The sequence below is a fragment of the Streptomyces cadmiisoli genome (genome assembly GCF_003261055.1).
Taxonomy (GTDB): domain Bacteria; phylum Actinomycetota; class Actinomycetes; order Streptomycetales; family Streptomycetaceae; genus Streptomyces; species Streptomyces cadmiisoli.
This window is the reverse complement of the sequence record NZ_CP030073.1, coordinates 1,608,332-1,631,088: the sequence shown is the minus strand read 5'-3', so window position 1 is coordinate 1,631,088 and position 22,757 is coordinate 1,608,332. Positions and strand designations below refer to the sequence as shown.

Annotated in this window: 12 protein-coding genes and 3 pseudogenes; 10 read left to right on the top strand and 5 right to left on the bottom strand. The window is 67.5% G+C overall.

All coding sequences use genetic code 11. From position 1 onward, the window contains the following. Positions 1–95: 95 nt before the first annotated feature. A complete protein-coding gene (locus DN051_RS06680) occupies positions 96–1,205 on the top strand; it encodes a hypothetical protein (protein ID WP_162624872.1) in 1,110 nt (369 codons plus the stop codon). Between the two features lie 653 nt (positions 1,206–1,858). Continuing rightward, complete coding sequence (locus tag DN051_RS06675) at positions 1,859–2,551, top strand: phosphotransferase family protein (RefSeq protein ID WP_246040935.1); 693 nt, start codon at positions 1,859–1,861, stop codon at positions 2,549–2,551. 44 nt (positions 2,552–2,595) lie between these two features. Here DN051_RS06675 and DN051_RS47765 read toward each other — a convergent pair whose 3' ends face one another. Both DN051_RS47765 and DN051_RS47760 read right to left on the bottom strand, forming a co-directional pair. Beyond that, entirely contained in the window at positions 2,596–3,348 is a 753-nt protein-coding gene (locus DN051_RS47765) for a pentapeptide repeat-containing protein (RefSeq protein WP_112438222.1), read from the bottom strand. Continuing rightward, a pseudogene (locus tag DN051_RS47760) lies at positions 3,345–3,944 on the bottom strand (DUF6313 family protein). The gene DN051_RS47765 and the pseudogene DN051_RS47760 overlap by 4 nt, the downstream one beginning before the upstream one ends. Positions 3,945–4,522: 578 nt before the next feature. Here DN051_RS47760 and DN051_RS06655 point away from each other — a divergent pair. After that, positions 4,523–6,166: pseudogene (locus DN051_RS06655) on the top strand (PP2C family protein-serine/threonine phosphatase); the annotation flags it as partial. A gap of 749 nt (positions 6,167–6,915) precedes the next feature. Beyond that, entirely contained in the window at positions 6,916–7,884 is a 969-nt protein-coding gene (locus DN051_RS44940; protein WP_162624870.1) for a site-specific integrase, read from the top strand. A 522-nt stretch (positions 7,885–8,406) separates the two neighbouring features. Here DN051_RS44940 and DN051_RS44935 read toward each other — a convergent pair. Continuing rightward, positions 8,407–8,712, bottom strand: a complete 306-nt coding sequence (locus DN051_RS44935) for a hypothetical protein (protein ID WP_162624869.1) — start codon at positions 8,710–8,712, stop codon at positions 8,407–8,409. Between DN051_RS44935 and DN051_RS06640 the strand changes: the two genes are divergently transcribed. From DN051_RS06640 to DN051_RS06625, 4 genes and pseudogenes are all read left to right on the top strand, one after another. Then, positions 8,713–14,766: an AAA family ATPase gene (locus DN051_RS06640; protein WP_162624868.1), complete on the top strand. Its 6,054-nt coding sequence runs from the start codon at positions 8,713–8,715 to the stop codon at positions 14,764–14,766. Further along, entirely contained in the window at positions 14,672–15,505 is an 834-nt protein-coding gene (locus DN051_RS06635; protein WP_112438216.1) for a hypothetical protein, read from the top strand. Before DN051_RS06640 ends, DN051_RS06635 begins: the two co-directional genes overlap by 95 nt. Positions 15,506–15,639: 134 nt before the next feature. Continuing rightward, on the top strand, positions 15,640–16,344 hold the full coding sequence (locus DN051_RS06630) for a PE-PGRS family protein (protein WP_112438215.1): 705 nt from the start codon (positions 15,640–15,642) through the stop codon (positions 16,342–16,344). A gap of 215 nt (positions 16,345–16,559) precedes the next feature. Continuing rightward, positions 16,560–16,799 (top strand): annotated as a pseudogene (locus DN051_RS06625) (LexA family protein); the annotation flags it as partial. Positions 16,800–16,973: 174 nt separating this feature from the next. On the opposite strand, the gene DN051_RS06620 reads toward DN051_RS06625, so the two are convergent. Further along, positions 16,974–17,300 (bottom strand): hypothetical protein, encoded by a 327-nt coding sequence (locus tag DN051_RS06620; protein WP_112438214.1) that lies wholly within the window; start codon positions 17,298–17,300, stop codon positions 16,974–16,976. 860 nt (positions 17,301–18,160) lie between these two features. Between DN051_RS06620 and DN051_RS06610 the strand changes: the two genes are divergently transcribed. After that, positions 18,161–20,977, top strand: a complete 2,817-nt coding sequence (locus DN051_RS06610) for a hypothetical protein (protein ID WP_112438212.1) — start codon at positions 18,161–18,163, stop codon at positions 20,975–20,977. A gap of 150 nt (positions 20,978–21,127) precedes the next feature. Further along, complete coding sequence (locus DN051_RS06605) at positions 21,128–22,078, top strand: hypothetical protein (RefSeq protein ID WP_162624867.1); 951 nt, start codon at positions 21,128–21,130, stop codon at positions 22,076–22,078. Positions 22,079–22,389: 311 nt separating this feature from the next. On the opposite strand, the gene DN051_RS44930 is transcribed toward DN051_RS06605, so the two are convergent. Continuing rightward, on the bottom strand, positions 22,390–22,752 hold the full coding sequence (locus DN051_RS44930) for a hypothetical protein (protein WP_162624866.1): 363 nt from the start codon (positions 22,750–22,752) through the stop codon (positions 22,390–22,392). Positions 22,753–22,757: the final 5 nt, after the last annotated feature.

The following is a 22,757-nucleotide window of genomic DNA, read 5'->3' as shown; positions in this document are numbered from 1 at the left end:
CTCACTAGCAGCCACCCTTAGCGTACGGATGACTTGGGCCATTGTGATGATGTTAGGTGCGCCGAGAATAATTCGGATCGAAAGATGAGGGAATAATGACAGTTCAAGATGATGTGGTGGCGCTCGGCATAAGAAGTGATGCTGCCTATGTCGGCCGGTTCAGTCGCGATTTGGGTGCATCGAGAGCCTCCGGACACGGCGGTACCATCATGTTCTGTTTGGCGCCGTACCTGTCACTGTTTGTACATGAGTCGTATAGCAAGCTCAAGCGCATTGATCCCGCCTTGCCCGCCTTGTTGTCGGCTGACGCCGAAGCAATCGTGGCGCGTTCACGCCACAGTTTGAAGCTTTTCGAGGACAACCGGCGCGGCATTGAAGGGCAGCTTGCGTACTTCCGTGACGAGATCTCGCCTGCACACGCGGATAGGTTCCTGAACAACACGTGGCTTAAGGCCGCCCGCTCTCTAGAGACAGACTTGGGTCTCTATAGCTACGACGGAAGGATTATCTCGACAACGCATGCCGCCACGTTCCATCTGGGATTTGATCCTGTCGCCCTACTGGAGGAGGGGTCGGGTCCGAATCTGCAATCCGTCTACGAAGAGTACGGCCGTTACTTCCGCGGGCTGGGCGCGAGGACCGATTCAGGCGCGAAGACCTTTGTGAGTCATCTCGATCCGATGCGCTTTGATCAGCGGGACAACGACGTTCGATCGACTAAGTACTACGGTCGGGTATTTAATGGCAAGGGTACGCCAGACATCAACCGGCTACTGATGGTGTTCCGGGGTTTGATGAATTTCGTCGACTCGATGGTCGGGCTGGGCGCAGATGCGAATGAGGTCGAGTACACCGTATTCAAGATACGCTTTCTGACCCTGTACCAGGTTCTTGGCAGCTTGCAGATGCTTCACGACGAACGACCCGGTGACCTCACCACGCAGTCCACGAGGCTTATCGAGAAGGTCACGGGCACGTGGTCGGCAAGCCTGATTCTGGATCGCTCAGCAAAGCCGCTCCGCAACACCCTGATGCACTACAACCTAGACTCTCGCGTCGACCTGGCGAGGGTGGATGCAACTCAGCCACTCTTTGGACTCGTGCCGATCTATTTTCCGTCGCACGACGCTGCATCGTTCGTCGAGGCCGTTGACAGCTGTATCGAGGACACTGCATCGGTCATAGAGGAGTGGGCTACTGCCTGAGCAGTGAGCGCGGAGTTGGTTCGGCGGGCACGGGGACTCGACCGTCTGCACATAGAACAGTCCTACGGCATGATGGATCAGCGCCTGGACAGCAGAGTCAAGGCCGGCGGAAGTGAAGACGATGGCGGCACGCAGAAGATCCTGAGCATCGGAGAGCAGGCGCCCTCGCGTTGACCTCCTGTTCTGTGCCGCGCGCGTCTGCCGGACCAGGTGGAGAGTGTCGAACAGCCCGGTGACGCTGGCGTGGGTGCTTTTCAGTCGCCACCAAGCAGGGACGATTTCGGGCGCCTTGTAGGGCCGATTCCCCAAGGCGCTCAGCTGCAGTTTGGTGAGGTTGCCGGGCTCCTCGGGGGCTTCCGCGATCGCTTTGACCACTTCTGCCGTTGCAGTCATGGTGTCTGTCGCCAGCACTCCCTGTGCCCTGCCGATGACTGTGCCAGCTTCCACAGTTCCTGGCTCGCGCTCGCCGTTCTCAGGCTCCATGGGTCCCCCTGCCGCACCGACGTCGTCAGCCACCACACACATGATCGTCTGGGAGTGGCGGTGCCGTCAGCGAATGGCGCATTTACTCAGCAAGATTCGGACCGGGGCGGCGGTGGTCAGGTCAACTGAGCCAGGATGCCGGCCAAGGAGGCTTAGGTGTCGCGGGCACCGTGGTTGTTGTCGCGGTCGACTTCACCCATGAGATCATCGGCCGCGACTACATGGTGCAGTCACTCCTCGACGGCATCCCGGCGACCGAGCACCTGCGCACGTACCCCCGCTCGGCGTGGCCGGCGTACTACCGGAAGCTCGGCGAGATCGCACGGCGCGTCCACGACGTCCGCGGCCCTGCTTTCGGGCCCATCACCGGTCCGGCATACGGCAGGTGGAGCGAGGCGGTCGCTGCCTCCTTGGAGGACATCGCCACAGACGTGGAGGGCATCGGCCTCGACGCGTCCGATGTCCGCAAGGTCATCGTGGCGGCACACCACCACCAGGCCGTCCTCGACGAGATCGCCGAGCCCCGGATGCTTGCTGGGGATCTGTGGCTCCCCAACACACAGCTTGATCAGCATGCCCCGGAGCCCGTGATCACTGGTGTGTACGACTTCGACCGGACATGGTGGGGCGATCCGGCTGCCGACTGGACTATCCGCATGGCCACGGCCAAGCCCGACGAACGAATCGCGTTCTGGTACACCTACGGCCGCTTGCGCCAGTCCGAGGACGCTGCATGGCGGCAGAAGATCTACGAAGCTCGACACCTTGGCGCCATCCGCCTCGAGCGCCATCGCCTCGGCAACGTTGAGGGAGTAAGCGCGAGCTACGGCTCCATGGCAGACATCCTCGCCACCGTGGGCTGAAGATCCACCGCCGGCCCCGCGCTCCGATGCTGAATTCGTCGAGGTTACACATGGCTCGGTGCACGCGGACCGGTGACCGACTCGTTGGCGTGATCCCGGTTGTAATCGCGTCCCACCCGAAATACACCGGGCGAGACAGCTGTGGAGCTATCACGGATCTCGTACCAGAGATCGGGCTGTGAGGCAGGCCATTGCGTGGCAGTAGACCACCTGACTCCCTGAAGGTCGTCAATGCTCAGCATCCCGAGGGCTGAGCTCAGGTCGGCACCGCTGAGATCACAGTTACGTAGGTCCGCAGAATGTAGCAGTGTCTGTGCCAAGCGGGCGTCCGTCAAATCTGCATCACGGAGGCAGACATCTTGCAGGGAGGCACCCGTCAGATCAACGTGCTGCATGGACGCCGACTCCAGTCGTGCACGTGAGAGATCCACGCCGATCAAAGTGGCATTATCCAGGACTGCGTCACGTGCATCGCATTCGAGAAGCCGAGCCCCCGACAGGTCTGCGAAGGTCAAGTCGCACCGGCGGAGGTCCGCGCCGGTCAGATCAGCGCCTTGGAGGCTGACCTGGTACAGGTTGCCTCCGGCAAGATCGGCTCCTCGCAGATCTACCGGGTGGTCACTGGCCTCTGGCGGGCGCAAGGCGTTTGCGAGTCGCGTCAGCTCACTGTCGGGCAACGGTTCGTCCCCCGAGCGCGCAATGGCCTCCGCCGCCTGGGCACGCCCCTGCTCCGAGGAGTCCGGGGAGGCCAGGTACAGCAGTTCCCGCAGCACTTGCTCCGTGGGCCTATTCGTCATCGTGGCTCCAGGATGGTGCGTTGAGTGTCAGGCTCGCTCCGCTGGGGCGCGATCGCGCAGATTGGGCACCGCGTGCTAATAGATGACCGTAACAGTGCCAGGCCGAAGTTCACTGCCTCCTGCTCGGCTCGGCGTAGTGCCTCACTCGGCTTCAATTTTTCCATGTCACGACTGTTGAGCAGCCGGTTCACCAGAAGCTCCCAGTGGTCCTCGGCCAGATCCCAGTCCCCGCTGTGCCACTCGGCAGCGAAGTACTCAGCAAAGTCGGCGGCCGGGCCACGGCTCTGATGGAGGGCGAACAAGGAACGCATGCTTACCTCCACCTAGTTGTCCGCGGCGGAGCTGCGCCGAAGCTCTTCAAGGATCTCCTGGAGCTCCCGCGTGCGATGGGCTTGAATCTGTCCGGTTACCGCGTACCCCACAGCACCACCCACCAACGCTGGAATAGCTGCCCATCCCATAAGGGAGAGAGGCCAGGCGCACCACTGCGTCGTCGCTTCTCCCGGCGAGTCGATGCCGGTGAGCACGTTGTAAGCCCTGGTCCACCCGAGGAGGACTCCGTTGATGATGTAGAGGGCAAGAAAGGCCGTCAGCATGGGGGCTGCGCGCAGCAGAAGCCACCGATGTAGTCGTGGCAGCGCATCTCGTGAGCGCCACCAACGCAGGACGAATCTGCGCAAACCGGGAGGCGGCGGCGGTTGGATCCTGGGCGTCCCTGAGGTCACCGTACGAACGTATCGGATTCGGGGGGCAGTTGTTCATGTCCACGGTTGTCGGCTGGACAGATCGTCAGGGCTCCCCGAGCATGAACTCCAGGATGTTGTGGGCTGCATCCCTGAGGGCCCAATGAATACCAGCACGTCCGCTGCCCGGGGGGACAATGAGCCCGAACGTACGCGCCATCGCGGCGGCGACACGCCGCATCGCCAGGGCTCAGAGCGTGCCTGACACCGTGAGAGAACTCTGCTTGACAGCAGTCCCGGATGTAGCAGACGCCGTCATTGTCTATGCCGCCGACCCGATTATCCCGGGTAACGAACCGAAGGAGTTCGCTGTCCGGTTGACCCTAACCGGCTCGAACTTCCACCCCAAAGCATCCCGAGCTAAAGAGGTACGCGCGTTAGAGACGACCGATGGGTGGGCTCCTGGGCCGCAGGCTAGCCTGGGCGGCGCCATGGGCGGCACGGCCCCATCCGCCACGAACGTACAGCCATCCGGCTTGTTGGACCAGGTGATCAAGGCTGGCGAGCTCGTCGACCGGGTGGCTATCGAAGCCGACGCGACACTCAGAGAGTTACTTGGAACCACTCCCCGACTCCCCAGGGGAAACCGGATCCTGCTGTCACCACTGACGCACTCGGACAGCGTTCTAGGGATCGCCGTGTTCCTTCGTCGCCCAGACCGGGAGCCGTTCGGACACGACGACATGTTTGCGGCCTCCCAACTCTCGCATCAGGCCGCACTCGGCATGCGAGAAGGGTCGACCCCACTGCAAATGAGCAGGGACGGGGACCGGCTGCGGTTCGCAGGCGTGGCGACTCGGCGGATCGCCAGGGGCCTTGACCTGAACGAGATCGTGACAGGGCTGTGTCGGGCGACCGTTCCGACCTTTTCCGATGCAACCCTGGTCTATCTTCGCGACCCGTTGCCAGTCGGCGACGAGCGGCCCGTCGGCCCATTTGCGTTGCGACTGCATCGTATCGATCAAGACCCACAAATGGATGGGACGGGGACAAGCGGCAGCTTCGTCCCGACGGTCACGGCGGAGGTGGGCGAAGTCCGGGCCGGCGGTGCGCTGACCGAGGTCCTGAGCGGGGTACGGCCAGTGTTCGCGGACGCGCCAGCTGCGCACGCCGCGCTCCGCGAACTCCTAGGTATCAGCGGCGTTCTGGTGGTGCCGAGCGGGCACCGGGCGATCCTTGCCCCGCTGCGTGGGCGGAGCCGAGTAATCGGTGCCGCAATCTACCTACGCCGTCCGGAGCGCCAGCCTTTCGAGGAGAACGACCTCCTCGTGGCCGCCCAACTTGCCACGCACAGTGCACTCGGCGTCGACAAGACAGTGCTGTACTCGCGAGAGGCGTACATCGCCGACTTACTGCAGCGCACCATGCTGCCGGAGACGTTGCCCCGGACGGTGGGCGTGCGACTGGCGTCCCGCTATCTGCCGGCCGCCGAGACCGCGCACGTGGGCGGCGACTGGTACGACGCACTGCCGCTGCCCGGCAGCCGAGTGGCGCTGGTGGTGGGAGATGTGATGGGGCGCTCCATTACGTCGGCCGCGATCATGGGCCAACTGAGGACGACCGCGCTAACCCTGGCGAGTCTGGACTTGCCACCGCAGGAGGTATTGCACCGTCTCGATGAACAGGCCCAGCGGCTCGGCGTGGATCGTATGGCGACCTGTCTGTACGCCGTCTATGATCCCGTTACACACCGCATCACCATCGCTAATGCAGGCCACCTGCCTCCGATCCTGCTGCATGTGGACGGCCGGGCCGAGGTACTGCAGGTGCCGGCGGGTGCCCCGATCGGCGTCGGCGGTGTGGATTTCCAGACCGTAGAGCTGGATGCCCCGACGGGGGCGACCCTGCTCCTGTATACGGACGGTCTGGTCGAGTCGCGCCTGCGCGACGTGTGGATCGGCACAGAGCAACTACTCGAGAGGCTCTCCGCGACCGCGCAGCTCGCTGGCCCAGACGATCCGCCGGAGCTGGAGGCCCTGTGCGACGATGCGTTGGACATTCTCGGCCCTGGTTACCGGGACGACGATGTCGCGTTGCTCGCTGCCCGATTCGATGGGATCTCGTCAAATATCGTCACCTCACTCGGACCACAACAACCGAACTCCGACCTCCAGTCGTTGACTGGCATCGGTGGCGTAGACCTGCGGTCCGACAGCTTTACTTCCGACAAGCCACTTGCCTAGTGAAGCGCCCAGAAGTCCCCGGCAAGCAGCCGGGGTTCGGTGGCCTCGTCCAGGACGATGTGGTGTTCGACGGCGAGATCGTTCGAACACGATGTGATCGAAGCGACCACCGATAACGCTGCTGCCCATGGTAATGCGGCTCATCGACTCGACACCGGCGAGACTCTTCTCCGGAGGCGGGCGTCCGCCGCACGTGCCAGGCGAGTGCCCGCAGGGTCGCCAGCCGCGCCACCAGGGCTCCGATCTCGGCCCGCACGTCGTCGCGGCGATCTCCGCGGATACCGTCTTCTGCCTCGGCATGAGCGAGCCCGAGGTCCGAACGCCGAGCTGATCGCAGATCTCGTCGCCCGCCCACGCGCACATGAGCTCTGAACACCTGGCCGGGGTGCTGGTTGAAGGCGTTCACGATGGCCTGGCAGGCAGTTCGGGGCCCCACTGATCCGGATTCCGGGCGTCGCGAACCATCTGGCCACCATCAAGGCCGAGCTCGCCGAGGAGAAGCCGAGCATCAGGGTGTTGCCCAGAAAGGCCCGGTGGCGCGCGAGGGCGCCGTGGTCAGTGTGGCTTCCACCGATGTTCCTCTCTAGGAGAGCGACATCCGGGCCCTGGCCTCCATGCGAGCCGACCTCCAGGGAGCCCGCGTGATCAACTACCTCCGCCTGCGCCGCCTGCTCGTCGCCCAACCGTTCAGCGACCCGTGCACCGCACGCGCCCGAGACCATGCCACCGCCATCAGCCACCCGGCCTTCTCCGCAGCGGTGCACATCATCATCGACGTACTCCTCGGCCAGGGCAGCACCTCCAGCCGAGCCCGCAGCCCCCAAGACCGTCGAGAACTACGCGACCGCCATCGGGGACACGCTCGAAGCGTGGATCGCCGACGGCCTCACCGATCCCGCGAGATCACCAAGAAGCACATCGAAGACGCCCTGGAGCCGCTCCGCAGGAACCAGGCCCGCCGCCTGCACACTGCGCCGCGCTGCTTCTTCAGGGCCCTCAAGCGCGAACGCCTCGTCTTCCGCGATCCGGCCCGCCACATCTCCCTCACCAGCAGCAGACACGTGCCGACCGCGCTGCCCTCCGACCGGGTCGCTGCCCTCCGACCGGGTCGCCGCCCTCTCGACCGCTTCGACGACCCTCGCGACCACCTCATGGTCGCGCTCGTCGCCGTCTACGCCCTCCTCCCCAGCCAGCTCACCCAACTTCAGCGAACCGACCTCGACCGCAGCAAGGGCCGACTGCGCCTGCGCCGGGAAGGACGCCTGGACCACGTCATCTACCTCGACGCCTTCACCCTGCGCCTGGCAACAGCGTGGGAGCTCCACCGCCACCGGCGCTGGCCCGACAGCTCCAACCCCCCACCTCTTTGTCACCCGCAACACCGCCGTCGACGACTCCGGCCCACCCGTCAGCGCTGGCTTGGTCCAGCAGCTCTTCCACGCGTGGGCCTGCCAGCTGGCCGCCTGCGCGTGGACAGAATCGTCGACGAGGCACGCCACAGCGCCGACCCCGTCCGGCTGATGGAGCTCTTCGGCCTGTCCAACCTCTCCGCCACCCGCTACGTCCTGTCGGCACACCCGGACAAGAAGAACGACCCCATCGCCCCGTGAGACCCGCCCGGTCTGATTGGGCACTTGGGATCCACTGCGGGCAGCCTAAGGTAACGAGTGACCGCATCCGTCGGAGCAGTAGCGCTCGCGGCGCAGTGCATCGGAGATCGCGAGTACCGTGATTAGCGGGAGCCAGGGCTAAACGGCGCAGCACGGGCGGGCTGTACACATCGTGATCTCCCGTGGCGATCACAGTGCGAGGCGACACCCGAGGCAGCTGCCTGGTGGGGCGCTTCGCGTTTTGCAACGGCCCATATGCGGATCGTCGGCCTCATGGTCGCGGGACCACGAGGGTTCTATGGCTCGTACGGCTCCACCTTTGCGTCCAGCCACTGCCTCTCCGTCAGTCCCAGCAACGCACCTGGCCCCTGGAAGCGCAGCGCCCTGCGTGAGCCTTCAAGAGCCAGCATTGACGCAGCCCCTCTCCCAGGTCGCGGTGGTGGTGAGCGGCCCCCAACTCGGCTTCTCGCCGCTGTCATGCCCGGCGTCCGCGGTGCGCTCCCGGCCATGGCCGATCACCTCTCAGCTTCGGCTGCGCTTGTTGCGTCCGGGCTGCGGTCTGGCCGGAGTAGGTTGTGGCGTGTCGTCGGTGGTGCGGGAGGAGTGCGGGTGGGCGCGACCGAGTCCAATGCTGGGGATGATTTCCACTTCTGGTGGACGGCTGGGCGGGGTCTTGAGCTCGTCTCCCCTGGCACGGAGCTTGAGCTTGTCGTGGTCGAGGGCCTCGCTCTTGTAGACGACCCGGACGAGCAGTACGAGACGGTCGATGTCGCCGAGTATTTCGGGGGGCGTGACGTAGCGAGCGCGGACCGGATTGTGCTGTCGCAATTGAAGTACAGCACCCGGCACGCGGAGACTGCGTGGACGGCTGCCCGCCTGTGCCAGAAGCGTGTCAAGAAGGCGGACGGGAAGGCGGACTCGGAACGGTCGGTGATCGCTGATCTCGCGACCGCGTACACGCGCCTTCGGGACGACCACGGTGACCAGGCACTGGGCAAGGCCCGGATCGCGCTGGTGAGCAACTGCCCCGGAGATCCTCTGCTGCTGCAGAGCGTGCGAGCAGCAGCACAGTGGACGGCCGGGCAGACCGCCCCGACCCGGAAGGCTTTGAAGGCCGCCCTTCCGTCCGACCAGGCCGCGGTGATCGGCACGCTGGCCGACACCATCGGGCAGCGTTTGAAGAGCGCTGAGTTCTGCCGCTTCCTGCAGCTCCTGGACCTGTCGACGACCGGGACGATGGACCGGACCGCGCTCGCGCGGGCGGTGAAGTCAGGGGCGAGCGTGCTGACGCCCGGGCACGGTCTGGACTCGGCGAACCGGCTCTTCGACCTGGTCCGTCAGCAGGCGTTGCCGGGTTCGAGTCGTCGCGGCGTCACCGCCCAGGATGTGCTGGCGACGCTGGGTGTCGCCGGTCTGCTCGACCTTTATCCGGCGCCGTCACGCCTGGAGCCGCTCCAGAACCCGCTGCCGACGGTGGGCGCCGAGGCCATTGCCGTGGCGGTCACGGCCAACAGCGGCAGGCTGGCCGTCGCGCACGGTGACGCGGGCGTCGGGAAGACCACGGCGATGCGGCAGATCGGGGACCACCTTCCGGACGGCTCGCAGGTGGTGCTGTTCGACTGCTACGGGGCGGGCGAGTACCTCAGCGCGGGGGAGGAACGGCACACCCCCAGGCGGTTCGTCACCCAGGTCGTGAACGAGGTGGCGCAGCGTTGCGGCACCCCTTTGCTGGTGCGGGCCCCGGCCGATGAAGGGGACCTGTGGCGCAGGCTGAGCCGCACACTCGAGCAGGCCGTCACGGCTCTTCCCGACGGCGCGGTGCTGGTCTTGGCGGTGGACGCGGCGGACAACAGCGCGGTCGCGGCCAGGGAGCGCGACGAGCGGAGCTTCCTTACGGACCTGGTCCGGCTGCCGCTGCCTGGACGTGTGTCCGTGGTCCTGTCCGCGCGATCCCACCGCGTCCCTTCACTCGAGGCTGACGGCGCCCCTCAGGTGCCGCTGCCGCCGTTTACGGCTGAGACCTCGGCCGCGCATCTGCGCCGCTACCGGCCCGCCGCCTCCGACGAGGAGTGCCTGGACTTCCACGGTCGCAGCGGCGGCAATCCCAGAGCCCAGAACTACACCCTGGAGCAGGCCCGCACCGAAGCATGGGACATGGCGACCCTGCTGGAGAAGAGCGAGCGGACCCCTCAGCAGATGTTCGAGCTGCTGCTCGCGTCGGGGCTCCAGGCCGGCGGCGCGGACGCGGGCGGAGAGAGGTGGCTCGCGTTCCTGCTGGCGCTGGCCCGCCCGGTCAGCATGGCCACCCTGGCTACCGCGCTTGATGTGCCCACCGAGAAGGTGACCGCGTTCGCGAAGGGACTGGCTCCCGGCATCAGGCTCGTCGGGGAGCGGATCCAGTTCCGGGACGAGGACTTCGAGACGTTCGTCCGCGGCCGCGTGGACGACGAGGCGGTCGTCGAGGCGCACGGCCGCCTGGCCGACCTGTTCCTTGAGCAGCGCGCGACCAGCGCGGACGCCGCGGCGCATGTCGCCACCCATCTCTATCTGGCGAAGCGGCTGACGGAACTGGTCGACTTGGTCCTGGCCGAGGACTCCCCGGCCGGAATCGCCGATGGATTTCGCCGCGAGCAGGTCCAGATGGAGCGGTTGCGCCTGGCCGCGCTGGCGGTTGCCGAGACCGGATCAGCGTCAGACGCGGTCCGGCTCGCCGCACGGGGATGCGACACCGCATCGCGCTCCAAGAGCCTGTCGGAGCTGGTCGACTCCCACATGGATCTGGTGGCCCGGTACGCCGACGTGGACCTGCTCCAGGCCTATGCCCCCCGGCACGGCGATACCCAATGGCTGGGCCCGGTGTGGATGCGGCTTGCGGGCGTGCTGTCACGTGACCCGCAGCGGCAGGCCGAGACGAGGAACGCCCTGGACATGGCCGGCGCGTGGGTGCGGCGCTGGATGGCTTCCCAGGACAAGGAAGGAAGATCCTGGGAGGTCGACGCCGACGACGTAGCGGCCGCCGCGGAGGCACGGTACCGGCTGGAGGGGATGCAGGCCGCGATCAGCATGCTGCGGCGGTGGCGGCCGGCCTCCTTCGTCGTGGAGGTGACGGAGCGCCTCGCGGCCCGGCTCGCCGGGGAACTGGATGCCCAGGAGGCATACGACGCCCTGACCCGCCATCGCGTGCCCGCGCACGCCCAGGCGCCGGTGCTGGCCCATCTCGACAGCGCGGCGTCGTCTCCTCCTCCCGCGGCATGGGTGGACGAGGTCACGTTCGCCCTCACCTGTGTGCCGGCCACCGAGCCTCACCCGCCGTGGCACCGGAAGCTCCTCGACGTTGCCCTGCGCTTCGGCGACCGTCAGTCCGCGCTGGCCCTGGCCGAGCACTGGGCAAGTGAACTACCCACATCCCAGCGGGCGTTCAACTCACCGTCGAGCCCGGCAACGATCACCCTCTACAGCCACGCCGCGTCGGCCGCCCTGAGCGGCACCCAGATGCACGCCGAACAACTGCTCCCCGCCTCCCTGCAACCACCCGCTCAGGGCACCGGCCACAGCTACGACCCGCACACCGGCGAACGCGAAGGCTGGCTGAAGCGGGTCGACCCGCTGATCGCCGCTGGCCTTCTCCACGTTCGGGCCGTCCTGGGCCAGGCCAACGCCGGGGACGTGGAGGCGTTCTGCACGGCTGGTCTGCAGACGCGCACCGAACTCACCGAGTACCGCTGGTTCACCTACGACCGGGAGTTCCGCGCCTGGGCGACAATGGTGGCCTGCGCCGCCATCGAGACGGGTGCCCCCGCGAGCATCATCGACCACTTGGCAGACACGGCCCCCGGGCTGCTGCGCGGCGGGGCGCCCACCCTGTGGCTGGACCTGGCGGACGTGCTGGCCGAGCGCGGAGCCCATCCGAACACGGCAGCCGACCTGTGCCTCAAAGCAGCCCAGGCCGCCCGCGACGACGGATACGACGCCGCGGACCGCCTGGAGCTCCTGGCCCGGAGCGCCGGCATCGCAGGCACCCTCCACTCCGAGCTCGGCCGAAACCTGTTCGACCAGGCCGTCGACGCGGCCGCCGGCATCAACGACGAGTCGGCCCGGCTGCTCAGCGTCTACGCCGACCTGGCGCAGCGCGCCGACCTGCCCGCGCCGGACCGCGCTGTCACAGCCTCGCGCCTGGTCGCGGCCGTGGAAGCCGTCACCCCGCACGTCACAGACGCCGGTGTCATCCCGTACGAAGAGGTGTTGAAGGCCACGGCCAGCCTCGACTGCCGCCTCGGTCTGGCCACGGCGAGCCGCTGGGACGACGAGGACCGGATCGCACTCGCGCAGGCCTTGCCGGCCGCACTCGAAGGGACCGTCACCACCGGAGCGCTGCCTGGCGGGCAAGCACTCGCCCTCGACCACCTGATCGACAACGACGCGCGGCGCCTCGCCTTCCAGATCAACGTGGCGCGGCACCTCGCCTCCGCAGGGTCGGCCAGCAGCCGGGCGGACGCGCGGACAGCTCTGGTCCGCGCCGCCACGTGGCTGCGGCTCCGAGTCCCCGTTCGATCGCAACCCCGGCTCGCTTCGCAACTCGTCGACACGGCACGCTCCCTCGACCAGGAAGCGGCCGTTCAACCGGAACTCGAACTGGTCATCGCGCTGACTCCGCAGGGCCGAGCTGATGAATCAGAGGGGGTCTCGGCCACCTGGATCGGGGACACCGAGGACACCCCCGGCGAGGGGGCGCTCGCGGCGTCGGCGTCGGTGTCCGCGGCCAGTTGGCGCACGCTCGCCCCGGATATCGAAGCCATGGGAACAGCTGCGCCGTACGGCCACGCGCTGGTGCAGTACCTCACCCGTGTCGTTGAAGCCGCGCCGATGACCGAGCGGTTGCCTGCCCTCGACGCAGCCGCTTCACTGGCCTCTACCAACGCGCCGACCGTGATCGAGGTCCTGGCTGGCCTCGTCGAGCAGTGGCGGACATGGCCGGGCGTCGAAACGTGGGCCAAGACCACTGTGACCGCCCTCCTCGCAGAGCATCTGCCTGACCTGGTCTGGACGTACGATCCCCCACGCCTGGCACGGCAATTGCGCAGCCTCGGCGACGACGCCACGATCCGCAGCGCGATCCTCCGCGCACTGCCCCGTGCGCAGACGCGCCTGACCGCCTTCGGCTGGCAGACCGTCGCCGTCGTGCTCGGTCGCCTGTGCGAACCCGATGCCGCAGCCGACGCCCTCACCGGTCTTCTCGCCCCCTACCCTGCCACCACCCCGGCACATCCCGAGCCGGACGAGAGTCCGCTGCCCGCGCTGTTGTGGAGCGCCTTCGGCCACCCCCGGCGTGAGATCCGGTGGCGGGCCGCGCACGCGGCACGGGAACTGCTCAGCCACCAAGACCACGCCACGGCACGGCCGCTGGCCGCGGCGCTGGTCGCCTGCCTCGATCGCGCCGATGCCGCCCCCTACCGGGCACCGGCCCTGCACTTCTACCGGCTCTCGGCTGTCACGGGTCTGCTCACCGCGCTGCACCGGGTCGCCCGCGACAAGCCTGCGCTGATGCGAGAGCATCTCGCCGTCTTCGTCCGGCACGCCACCAGCACCGACCTGCCGCACGCGCAGATCCGCGAACTCGCGCGACGTACCGCCCTTGCCCTGGCGGCTCCGGATGACCCGTCCCGTGACCAGCTCGAGGCCGCGAACCGCCCCGATCGCTGCAGCATCGACCGGACCCTCAAGAACGAGCATGGCGGCGGCCTCAGCGATGCCGGCGACCGATACCGCTTCGACGCGATCGACACCATCCCCTACTGGTTCCGGCCGCTCGCGAGGGCCTTCAGCCTCCCCGTCGACACGATCGCGCGCAAGGCCGAGACCTGGATCCTGGACAAGTGGGGCCTGAGCGAGAAGGACTGGTGGACCGACACGCGTGAACTCCGCAGCGAACGGGCCTCGGCCCGCATGGGCCACCGCCACGGCTCCATCCCACCGGAGGAGAGTCTGCGGCTCTACCTGGAGTACCACTCCATGCTGGCCGCGGCCGGCGAACTCGTCGACGAGCACCATCCCCTGCTGATCGAGAAATGGGCCGAGAACGAGAACCCCTGGGACGAGTGGCTGGCCCGGTATGTGCTGCCCGACGGACCATGGCTGGCCGACCTCAGCGAGCCCGCGCCCGCACAGCCCTACCTGTTCCTCGGTTCCGGCCCGGACGACAGTGCCTGGGCCGCCCCCCAGTTCACCGACAGCAAGGAGATCTTCGGCCTGGTGTACGACGACCTGCCCCCGTCCGTGCTCGTCACCGCCTCCATGAACATCACCTGGGCAGGCGGCTCCGAGAACGTCTACGTCGCCTCGGCACTCGTCCGCCCTGACCGCGCAGAAGACCTCCAACGAGCCCTGGCCGCAGCGACGGAGCCCTGGGACTGGAAACTCCCCGACGAGGACGAAACCGCGCACGAGGTCGATCACGGGCTCTTCGAGCTGCGCGGCTGGCTGCGCGACCCCGCCTTGCGACCCGAGAACCTCGACGAGCACGACCCCTACGCGCAGGGGCTGCGCGCCGAAGGCCCTTTGCCCGGACACGCTTTCCGGCGGCAGACCCACGCACACCCGGACCAGGACGGCGTCCGGCTCCTCGCAGCCGACCAGGCCGTCCTCGCCCAATGGACGCAGTGGTCGGACGGTGACCCCGACGACAGCCGCGCAGGCAGGACAACCAACGGATCACGCGTCCACGTGACCCGCGACGCGCTCCTGAAGTACCTCTCGACCACCGGATACAGCCTCATCGTGGAGGTCCAAATTGGACGACGCCGCAACAGAACAGCCGCCCGCCACGACGACCGCCGAAGCTGGCTCTACCTCATCCACGCAGACGGCCGGGCAACAGTCCGCTGATCCGCTCGCCGAGCTCGGCGAGCGGATCCTCGCGGAGCTCGGCGAAGAACGCACCAACAACACACTCATCCGCTGGCTCAGCCACCACACCGCCCGACTTATGCAGGCCGCCGACGACGCCGCCCACGCTCGCGACGTCAGCGCTCCCGCACGGGCGGAGGAAGCCAGGACCGCCATCCTGCAACTGTGGCAGGCACGCTCCGCCTGGCCCGAGGGCTGGCCACCGCCAAGGGCTGCCGCGCTGGCCAAGACACTGGGAGGCATCCCCGAGGTGTCGGCGGACACCTGGCCCGGCCAGTCATTCCCCGCACGCCTCAGCGCTGTGCACCAGATGATCCTCGCCGCGCTCACTGACGAGGCCGCAGCGAGCGCTCCCGACGGCAACGAGGAGGACTGGCTCAATGCCTCGGGGGAACACCTCACGGACGCCGAGACCGTGATCCTGCGCCGAGCCGCCGACGCGTCGCAGCACAGAGAAACCCTCGGCGAGCTCGCAACGCTCATTGAGCAGTTCAACGCTCCGAAGCCCGGCGAACCGAGCGGTCCACCCGCGGACGAGGTTATGCAGCACCCCCTGGTGCGGCTGGCCGACACCTACCGAAAGATCATCATCGACCGCGTTGCGCGAACAGACCTTCCCACACAAGCCGACCGAGCGGCCGACCAGTCGCACGGCACCGACGAAGGCACTGAACAGACGAGTGGTGTCGAGCTGACTGCGGGCGGGGACAATCCCTGAGCAGCAGCAGGCCCTGGGTGGCGAGTAGCTGCCCGGCGGCCCGCATCGGGAGGCCGCGCTGCACCGCCACAGGTTCTCGGCGAGAGCCGTCCCAACGCCCACCGGAGACGGGAAGCAGAGCCAGACTGTCGGCCATGGACACTCCCTTAGCCCACCAGGACCGTGAAGAAGCAGAGCGGCTGAGCACCGCCGTGGGAGTCCTCGCCGACTTCCTGAGCCGCCAGCCGCTCACCCAGGCCCTGGCCTCGCTGGAGCACCGATTGGAGGGCGCCGACGGGATGAATGTCATGCGGATCGCGGAGGACGGCCACGTCGTGCCGCAGCTGCTTGCCTCAGCGCTCACGGTCCGCGAGAGCCTGGGCCGGATCAATGACTTGATCCACGCCTGCGGCATCCTCCTCGTACTGCCCCATATCCTCGGGGATGAAGAACGCATCGCCGTCCGCCCCTCCCTCGGCGCCGGCAACGACCCGAGCCGCCCGTACGACCTGGAGACAGACCAGCGCATCGCGGAGTTCAAGCTCGCTCGTTGGCGCGGCGCGGACGCCATGCGCAAGCGCCAGACCTTCAAGGACCTCGTGATGCTCGCCGCCGACACCTCCGGCCGCCGGGCAGAGCTCTTCGTGATCGGCCCCGAGCCCTGCCGCTTCCTGGCCACCAGCACTTCAACCGCGGCCTGGGCCCTGGACCGCAGCCCAGGGGCGCTGCGGACCTTCACCACCGTCTTCGGCACGCCGAACATATCCGTCGCCCAGTTCACCGCGACCCATGCCGCTCACGTTCAGATCACCGATGTGCGGGATCTTCTTTCCGCGTCCGTCGCAGCCCTCCTGCAGTGAGCTGCTCTCGGCATGAGGCGCCAGCCTCGCGAAGTGAATTGCGCCGATGAATCTGACCAGTCAGCTTGAGGTCGTGCCGTCGAGAGGGATGAACCCAACGTGCAGGGCTGAGCTTGTTCCGCTTTGACGGACACCATCGGTGTGGTGGTCAGGCACAATGCCCCTCAGGTCCATCGCCAGAGTGCCCCAAGAATCCGAGAACCCGTCGGGTTCCCGTGGTCGGCGACTCCATGATCGACGCGGCGATCTGCGACGGCGATATCGTCACCGTACGGAAGATGGACAGCGCCGATCATGGCGACATCGTCGCCGTGCTCTTGGACGACGAGGCCACCGACAAGGTGCTGCATCGGCAGGACGGCCAGGTGTGGCTGATGCCCCGCAACCCCGCCTACGACCCCGGCGACGAGGCCCGGATCCTCGGCAAGGTCGTCGGCGTTTTGCGCTTGTTGTGACGGCCTGCCCCGACGCTGGGGAAAACGCAAAAGGGAGCCCCGACACTCTCTCTCCGTGTCGAGAAACGAGCTGGCGGCGACATCGAAGGCCAGCGCGCCCACTGCGAAATTGGAGTCCCACCGCCACTCGATGACCGAGGCCGAAGCGCGGCAGGCGGAACAGGCGGCGCTTCCCTAACCTGACTCGTTCCAGGCGGCGATGCCGTCCCGGAACGGCTTCCGGACCTCCTCGTCCGCCGCGAACGCCTCCGGGTAGTTGACGATCACGGCCTTGGTCTGGCACCGCGGGCGGAGCGCGTACTCCGCTTCGTCCGATCCCTGACCGCCGACGTGGTAGTCGCGTCCTACGATGACGGCGACGGGCTCCGGCAGCCAGGTCGGGTCGGATGCGTCGGCGATGGCCCGTGCCCAGTTGGGGCCGGGCACATAGCCTTTGTCCACGGTCAGGCTGTACACCCCGTCGCTGGCCAACTCCCTCGTGATCAGGCCCTGGTTGACCATCCAGGCAACCATCCGCCGCGAGCGGCCCCGCCTCCCGACTGCTCACCTCGACTCGATGATCCGCTCAAAAAAGTCACCCATCGCATGCCCCGCCGGTCTTGAGTACGCCCCTGTATTGCACCTGTTCTAGCAGGTCAACGCGGTGATGTGGGTTCCGGCGGGTGAGCCTGGTCAGGCATCGGGCCAGGGCGTGTGGTTCACCGGCCCTGGGCCCGACGTTCGTGCGACCGGGGTGCCGGTTCAGGTGAGCTGGTCCAGGAGCCAGGTGACGATGGCGGAGATGGCACCGCGCAGGGCTGTTCCGGCCAGGGCCAGACGTTCGCTGCGAGTCAGGCGCGTGTGGGACATGAGGTCCTCCACAAGAGTGTGGTGGGCGGATGGGCAGCCGGCCGGCTTGCTGTCCACCCTGAGACCGCCGATGAGCTCGCCTCCCGGTTGCGACGTACCGTCAACGGGCGGAGGCATTAGCGCTGTTCAGGCCATGGTGAGCGGAGGGATCGGGGACGATGGTGCGATGAGTGGCGACACCGGGGGCGGCCGACTCGGCCCGAAGGAGACGAAGCGACCGCGGTCGCTGAAGCGGGCGCGCGTGGGATGGCCCCCGGCGCTGCGCGAGCTCAAGAACCTGCTGCACGAGGTATATCTGGCGGCGGGCGCGCCCAGCCTGGATGACATAACCCGGGACATCGCCGCCGATGACGAACTGGCGGGGGCACCGAGCCGGGACACGGTTCACCGCGTCCTCACCCACCGCGAACGGCCCCACCAGCAGGCCGATGTGGTGGCCGTGGCCACGGTACTGGCCCGCCACGCTCGCTGGGATCCACCGGTTCTGGGGGGGGCGGGTACGGAAACTGTGGGTGCAGGCCGGGATGGCGGTGGGGGCGGGTCGCCCCATCGGCGATCTCCGCGGCGATGAGCACCTCATCCTGGACGGAGGCCTTGGAGTCCACCCGGCCCTGGACACCGAGGGCGCCCGCGACCGGTTCGGGACCCTGCCCCCCTACATCCCGCGAGACCACGACGATCGCCTCAAGACGGTGGTCGACGCTGCGAAAGCCGGGCAGAGCGGGATCGCGATCCTGGTCGGAGGATCATCCACCGGCAAGACCCGCGCTCTATGGGAGGCCGTCAGGGAGCTGCCGGACAACTGGCAGCTGTGGCATCCCCTCAGCCCCACCGCCCCAGAAGCGGCCCTGGCCGCACTACCCGACATCGCCCCGAAGACGGTGGTGTGGCTCAACGAGGCCCAGAACTACTTGGCCCCGGACCCGATGGGTGAGCACGTCGCCGCCGGCCTGCGGGAACTGCTGCACGATCCCTCACGGGCCCCCGTACTTGTCCTGGGCACCCTGTGGCCCGAACACTGGGACACCCTGACCACCCGCACCACCCCCGACTGGCACGCTGGCGCCCGCGACCTACTCAGCGGTCACAAGATCGACGTTCCCGACGCCTTCCCCAGGGTCGCTCTGGCCGCACTCGACGCCACCGACGATGCAGACCCCCGGCTTGTGCAGGCCGTCCAGCACGCCAAGGGTGCGCAGATCACTCAGTACCTGGCTGGCGTGCCCTACCTGATCGACCGCTACCAGGCGGCCCGGGGAGCCACCCTGGCCCTCATCCGCGCTGCGATGGACGCCCGCCGCCTGGGCGCCGGACCCCACATCCCGCTGGACTGGCTCGCCGACGCCGCCCCCGGCTACCTCACCGACACCGAGTACCACATGCTCGACGGCGACTGGCTGAGCAAGACCCTCGCCTACGTCATCACGCCCTGCAACGGCATCCCCGGCATCCTGACCGCTGTCACCACCAGCCGCCCTCGCAACCAGCGCACCAGCCGTTGGCCCGCCGCAAGCAGCGTCCTGGCCGACCGACGCGCTCCCAGTCAGCAGGGACCGCGCTACCTGCTGGCCGACTACCTCGACCAACACGGCCGCCGCCACCGTGCCGAGAAAATCCCGCCCATCGACTTCTGGAGCGCAGCTTCCACCCACGCGCACCCCGCCGACCTGGCCACACTCGCTCGCGCTGCCTGGGCCCGCGGCCTGTACCGCGACGCCACCCAACTCCACAAACGCGCCACCACGCACGGTGACTCCAGCGCAGCATCCACCCTCGTCTACCACCTCCACACCCTGCACCCCGCAGACCACCGCCCCGCGGCATGGGCTGCTGCGCACGTTGCCCTTGACAACCCATATGCCGTCATCCGCCTGCTGGTCGAGCTGCGGGAGGCTGGGGCGCACGAGCAGATCAGGGTCTTGGCTGAGCGGGCCGCCGCTCAGGTCGCTCTCGATGACTCGCGAGGCGTGGCCCGGCTGCTGGTCGAGCTGCGGGAGGCTGGGGCGCACGAGCAGATCAGGGTCTTGGCTGAGCGGGCCGCCGTTCAGGTCGCTCTCGATGATCCGGCCGCCGTGGCTGAAATTCTGGAGGGGCTGCAAGTCGTCGTAGCCGGGGAGCAGATCGCGGCCTTGCTGGCTCGTGGCCCCGCCGCGCACGTCGCTCTCGATGATCCGGCCGCCGTGGCTGAGATGTTGGAGGGACTGCAAGTCGTTGCAGCTAAGGAGCAGATCACTGCGTTGCTCGCTCGGGATCCCGCCGCGAACGTCCTCTGCCACAACCCACGCCCTTTAGGCCGGCTGCTGGAAGCGTTGCATGAGGCTGGTGCGCAGGAGCAGGTCACGGTCTTGGCTGAGCGGGCCGCCACGGACGTCCTCCTTGATGACCCAGGCGACGTAGCCCGGCTGCTGGACGGGTTGTGGGAGGTCGGGGCGCAGGAGCAGGTCACGGTCTTGGCTGAGCGGGCTGCAGCGGGTGTCCTCCTTGGTGACCCGGGTGACGTAACCCGATTGTTGGCCGAGCTGCATGAGGTTGGGGCGCAGGAGCAGGCCACGCTCCTGGCCGAGAGGGATGCCGCGCGCGACGCCCTCAACGAGTCGTACGCCGTGGCTGAGATTCTGAACGAACTACAGCAGGGCCAGACATGGGAGCAGATCGCTGCACTGCTGGACCGCGACCCCGCCGCACACGTCGTCCTTACGGACCTGTATGCCGTCGCATTACTACTGGAGGAACTGCAGGAGTTCGGGGCCCAGGCACAGGTCGCAGCCCTGATCGAAGGGACTGCCGCTGACGAGGTTGTTGACGACGTGCGCGCTGTGGTCCGGCTACTCGAAGGGTTGCGGCAGGGTGGGGCACAGGACCATGCCACGGCTCTGCCCGAGAGAGCCGCCTCGTGTCTCTTCTTCGGTGCCACCTACACGGTGGGCAACATACTCGACCGGTTGCGGGAGGCTGGATTGCAGGAGCAGGTTGCTGCACTCCTGGACTGGAACCCCGCCGCGCAGGTCGTTCTTGAGCACCCGCACGCCGTGGCCCGGCTGCTGGACTGGCTCCGGGAGGGCGGGATGCATGAGCAAGTCGCTGCGCTCTTGGACCGCAATCCCGGCGCGCAGGTCGCCCTTGGCCACCCACAGGCCGTGACCAAGCTACTGAACGCACTGCAGGGAGCTGGAGCGCACGAGCAGTGCACAGTCCTGACTGAACGGCTTCCAGCCGCAGGGCAATTCGACTTGTTCATTGACCTCGGAGGAAACCGGCAGGAGTTTCGATTCGGACGTGAGCCCGACGGGATGGCCGCCCCTTCGTGGACGTGGGACGACCTGGAATGAACCAGCACGAGCTCCGGCGCCGGATGGCGGCCGCCGAGGGCGGCGGCTGGGTCGCGCTCGTCTTCCGCCCGCGGACGGCCGCCTCGCCGTCGGTCACCCTACGTCGCGCCCAAGGGCTATGAGCGCGCAGCCCGACGGAATCCGATCCGCGTGCCTATCCAGACGGACGCGACTCCCGAAGAAGGCTCCATGGCCGGCCGCGACGCCGTCGAAGGCGATCCGATCCTGGATCGGCTCCTGATGTGGCTGGACGAACGGGCCCGGCTGAACCCCTCGCACTACGTCGACGTGACCCGGTTCGTCGAAGAACAGCAGCTGGACGGCGAGGACCCGTCCGTGCCCCCCTTCGAGCTGGAACAGCGCGACCTGGTCAAGATCGCACGCAACATGGGCGGAACCCCCGACGTACACCTCAGCGACGCGGGCCGCGTCGCTGTGAGCCGACTGAAGAAGCGCCAGCAGGACCGCGCCGCCCGGCTCCGCTACACCATGGACGCCTTCCTGCGGTGGCTGTTCGATACCGCAGGCGACCAGTCGCCCACCGACCCGTCCCTGTTCCTGGCGACCCCCTCCGCCTCCTTCGCCGGTGCCGCCATCTCCGGGACCGACCTGCACCAGGCGCTCGCCCACCTGGCGGAGCCGAACCTCATCGAACGCATCGACCCCGCCACGGTCTCCATCACCCCCGAAGGCGTCAGCTGCGCCCTGTCTGGAGGAAGCGTGCAAGACCACACCAACCGGGCGCGCACCGGCGCCACATACAACAACTTCCTGCCGAACGCCAAGGGCGTCATCGTCGGCGAGCAGCAGCACTTCACGCAGAACAACACCGACGGCGTCGACCCGACGTTGTTCGTTCAGCTGGCCGGGTACGTGGGACAGGTCAGCCCCACGCTGGGCATGCCTGAGCCAGACCGTGCGGAGCTGGAGAGCGTCGCACAGGCCCTCCACGACGAAGCGACCTCCGAGAACCCCGAGCCGGGCCACCTGCGTCAGTTCGCCACCGAGCTCAAGGACAAGCCCCTGGTAGCCGGCACCACCATGGCCGCCACGATGGGTGTCCAGATGGCCGAGCAGGCCCTCGGAGCGCTGGTGCAGTAGCGCCCCGCCGTACAACGCCACGGAGCCCCGCGAGGTCTGCACTCTCGGGGCTCCAACCTTCGTAGACGCTCCAGCGTTGGGCGCCCCGGCGCGGGCCGCCTCTTCCAGGGCTATCTGGGGGCCGTCACGCCAGCGGTTGGACCACTCCTGCAGCTTGCCCGACCGCTCGGCGGACACCTAATACGCCGGCCGCTGCACGGTGGGCGGCCAGCCCGGACCTGCCAGGGCGACACTGTCCACCGCCCTGATGTCGATTATCAGAGGGTTAGGCCGAGTGCCACCGCTGCTCCATGCAGTCCCCCATCGGCGTGTCAGTCGTGCTCGCGTCGTCGGGAGGCCAGGTTGACCACTCCCATTCCGTGCTCGAACCTTGATTCCAACTCGGCGTAATCGACAGTGAGTTGTCTGAGGGCTTCGGCGTACACCTTAACTGTGGCTCGAAGATTCCTGTTCTCCCGACGGAGGTCCGCGATCTGATCTGTTGGAGACTTGCTGTTAGGAACGGCTGGTTCTTCTGCGTATCGTGGGCAAGCAGCCTGTTGTTGCTTGAACCACGCGATCATGTGCGGGAAATTGCGGTAAAAGGTCGGGTGAGCGACGCCCAGGCGTCGCTCGACGGCGGTGATGGTCGCATGCCGGCCGGCGTCGGCTGCCTCGCGCAGGATGATGTGCATAGCAG

What these genes read in the sequence shown, in the direction of transcription:
- DN051_RS44930 (WP_162624866.1), bottom strand. Translation starts at nt 22,752, where the DNA reads ATGCACATCATCCTGCGCGAGGCAGCCGACGCCGGCCGGCATGCGACC.
- DN051_RS47765 (WP_112438222.1), bottom strand. Translation starts at nt 3,348, where the DNA reads ATGACGAATAGGCCCACGGAGCAAGTGCTGCGGGAACTGCTGTACCTG.
- DN051_RS06620 (WP_112438214.1), bottom strand. Translation starts at nt 17,300, where the DNA reads ATGGTCAACCAGGGCCTGATCACGAGGGAGTTGGCCAGCGACGGGGTG.
- DN051_RS06630 (WP_112438215.1), top strand. Translation starts at nt 15,640, where the DNA reads ATGGACACTCCCTTAGCCCACCAGGACCGTGAAGAAGCAGAGCGGCTG.
- DN051_RS06680 (WP_162624872.1), top strand. Translation starts at nt 96, where the DNA reads ATGACAGTTCAAGATGATGTGGTGGCGCTCGGCATAAGAAGTGATGCT.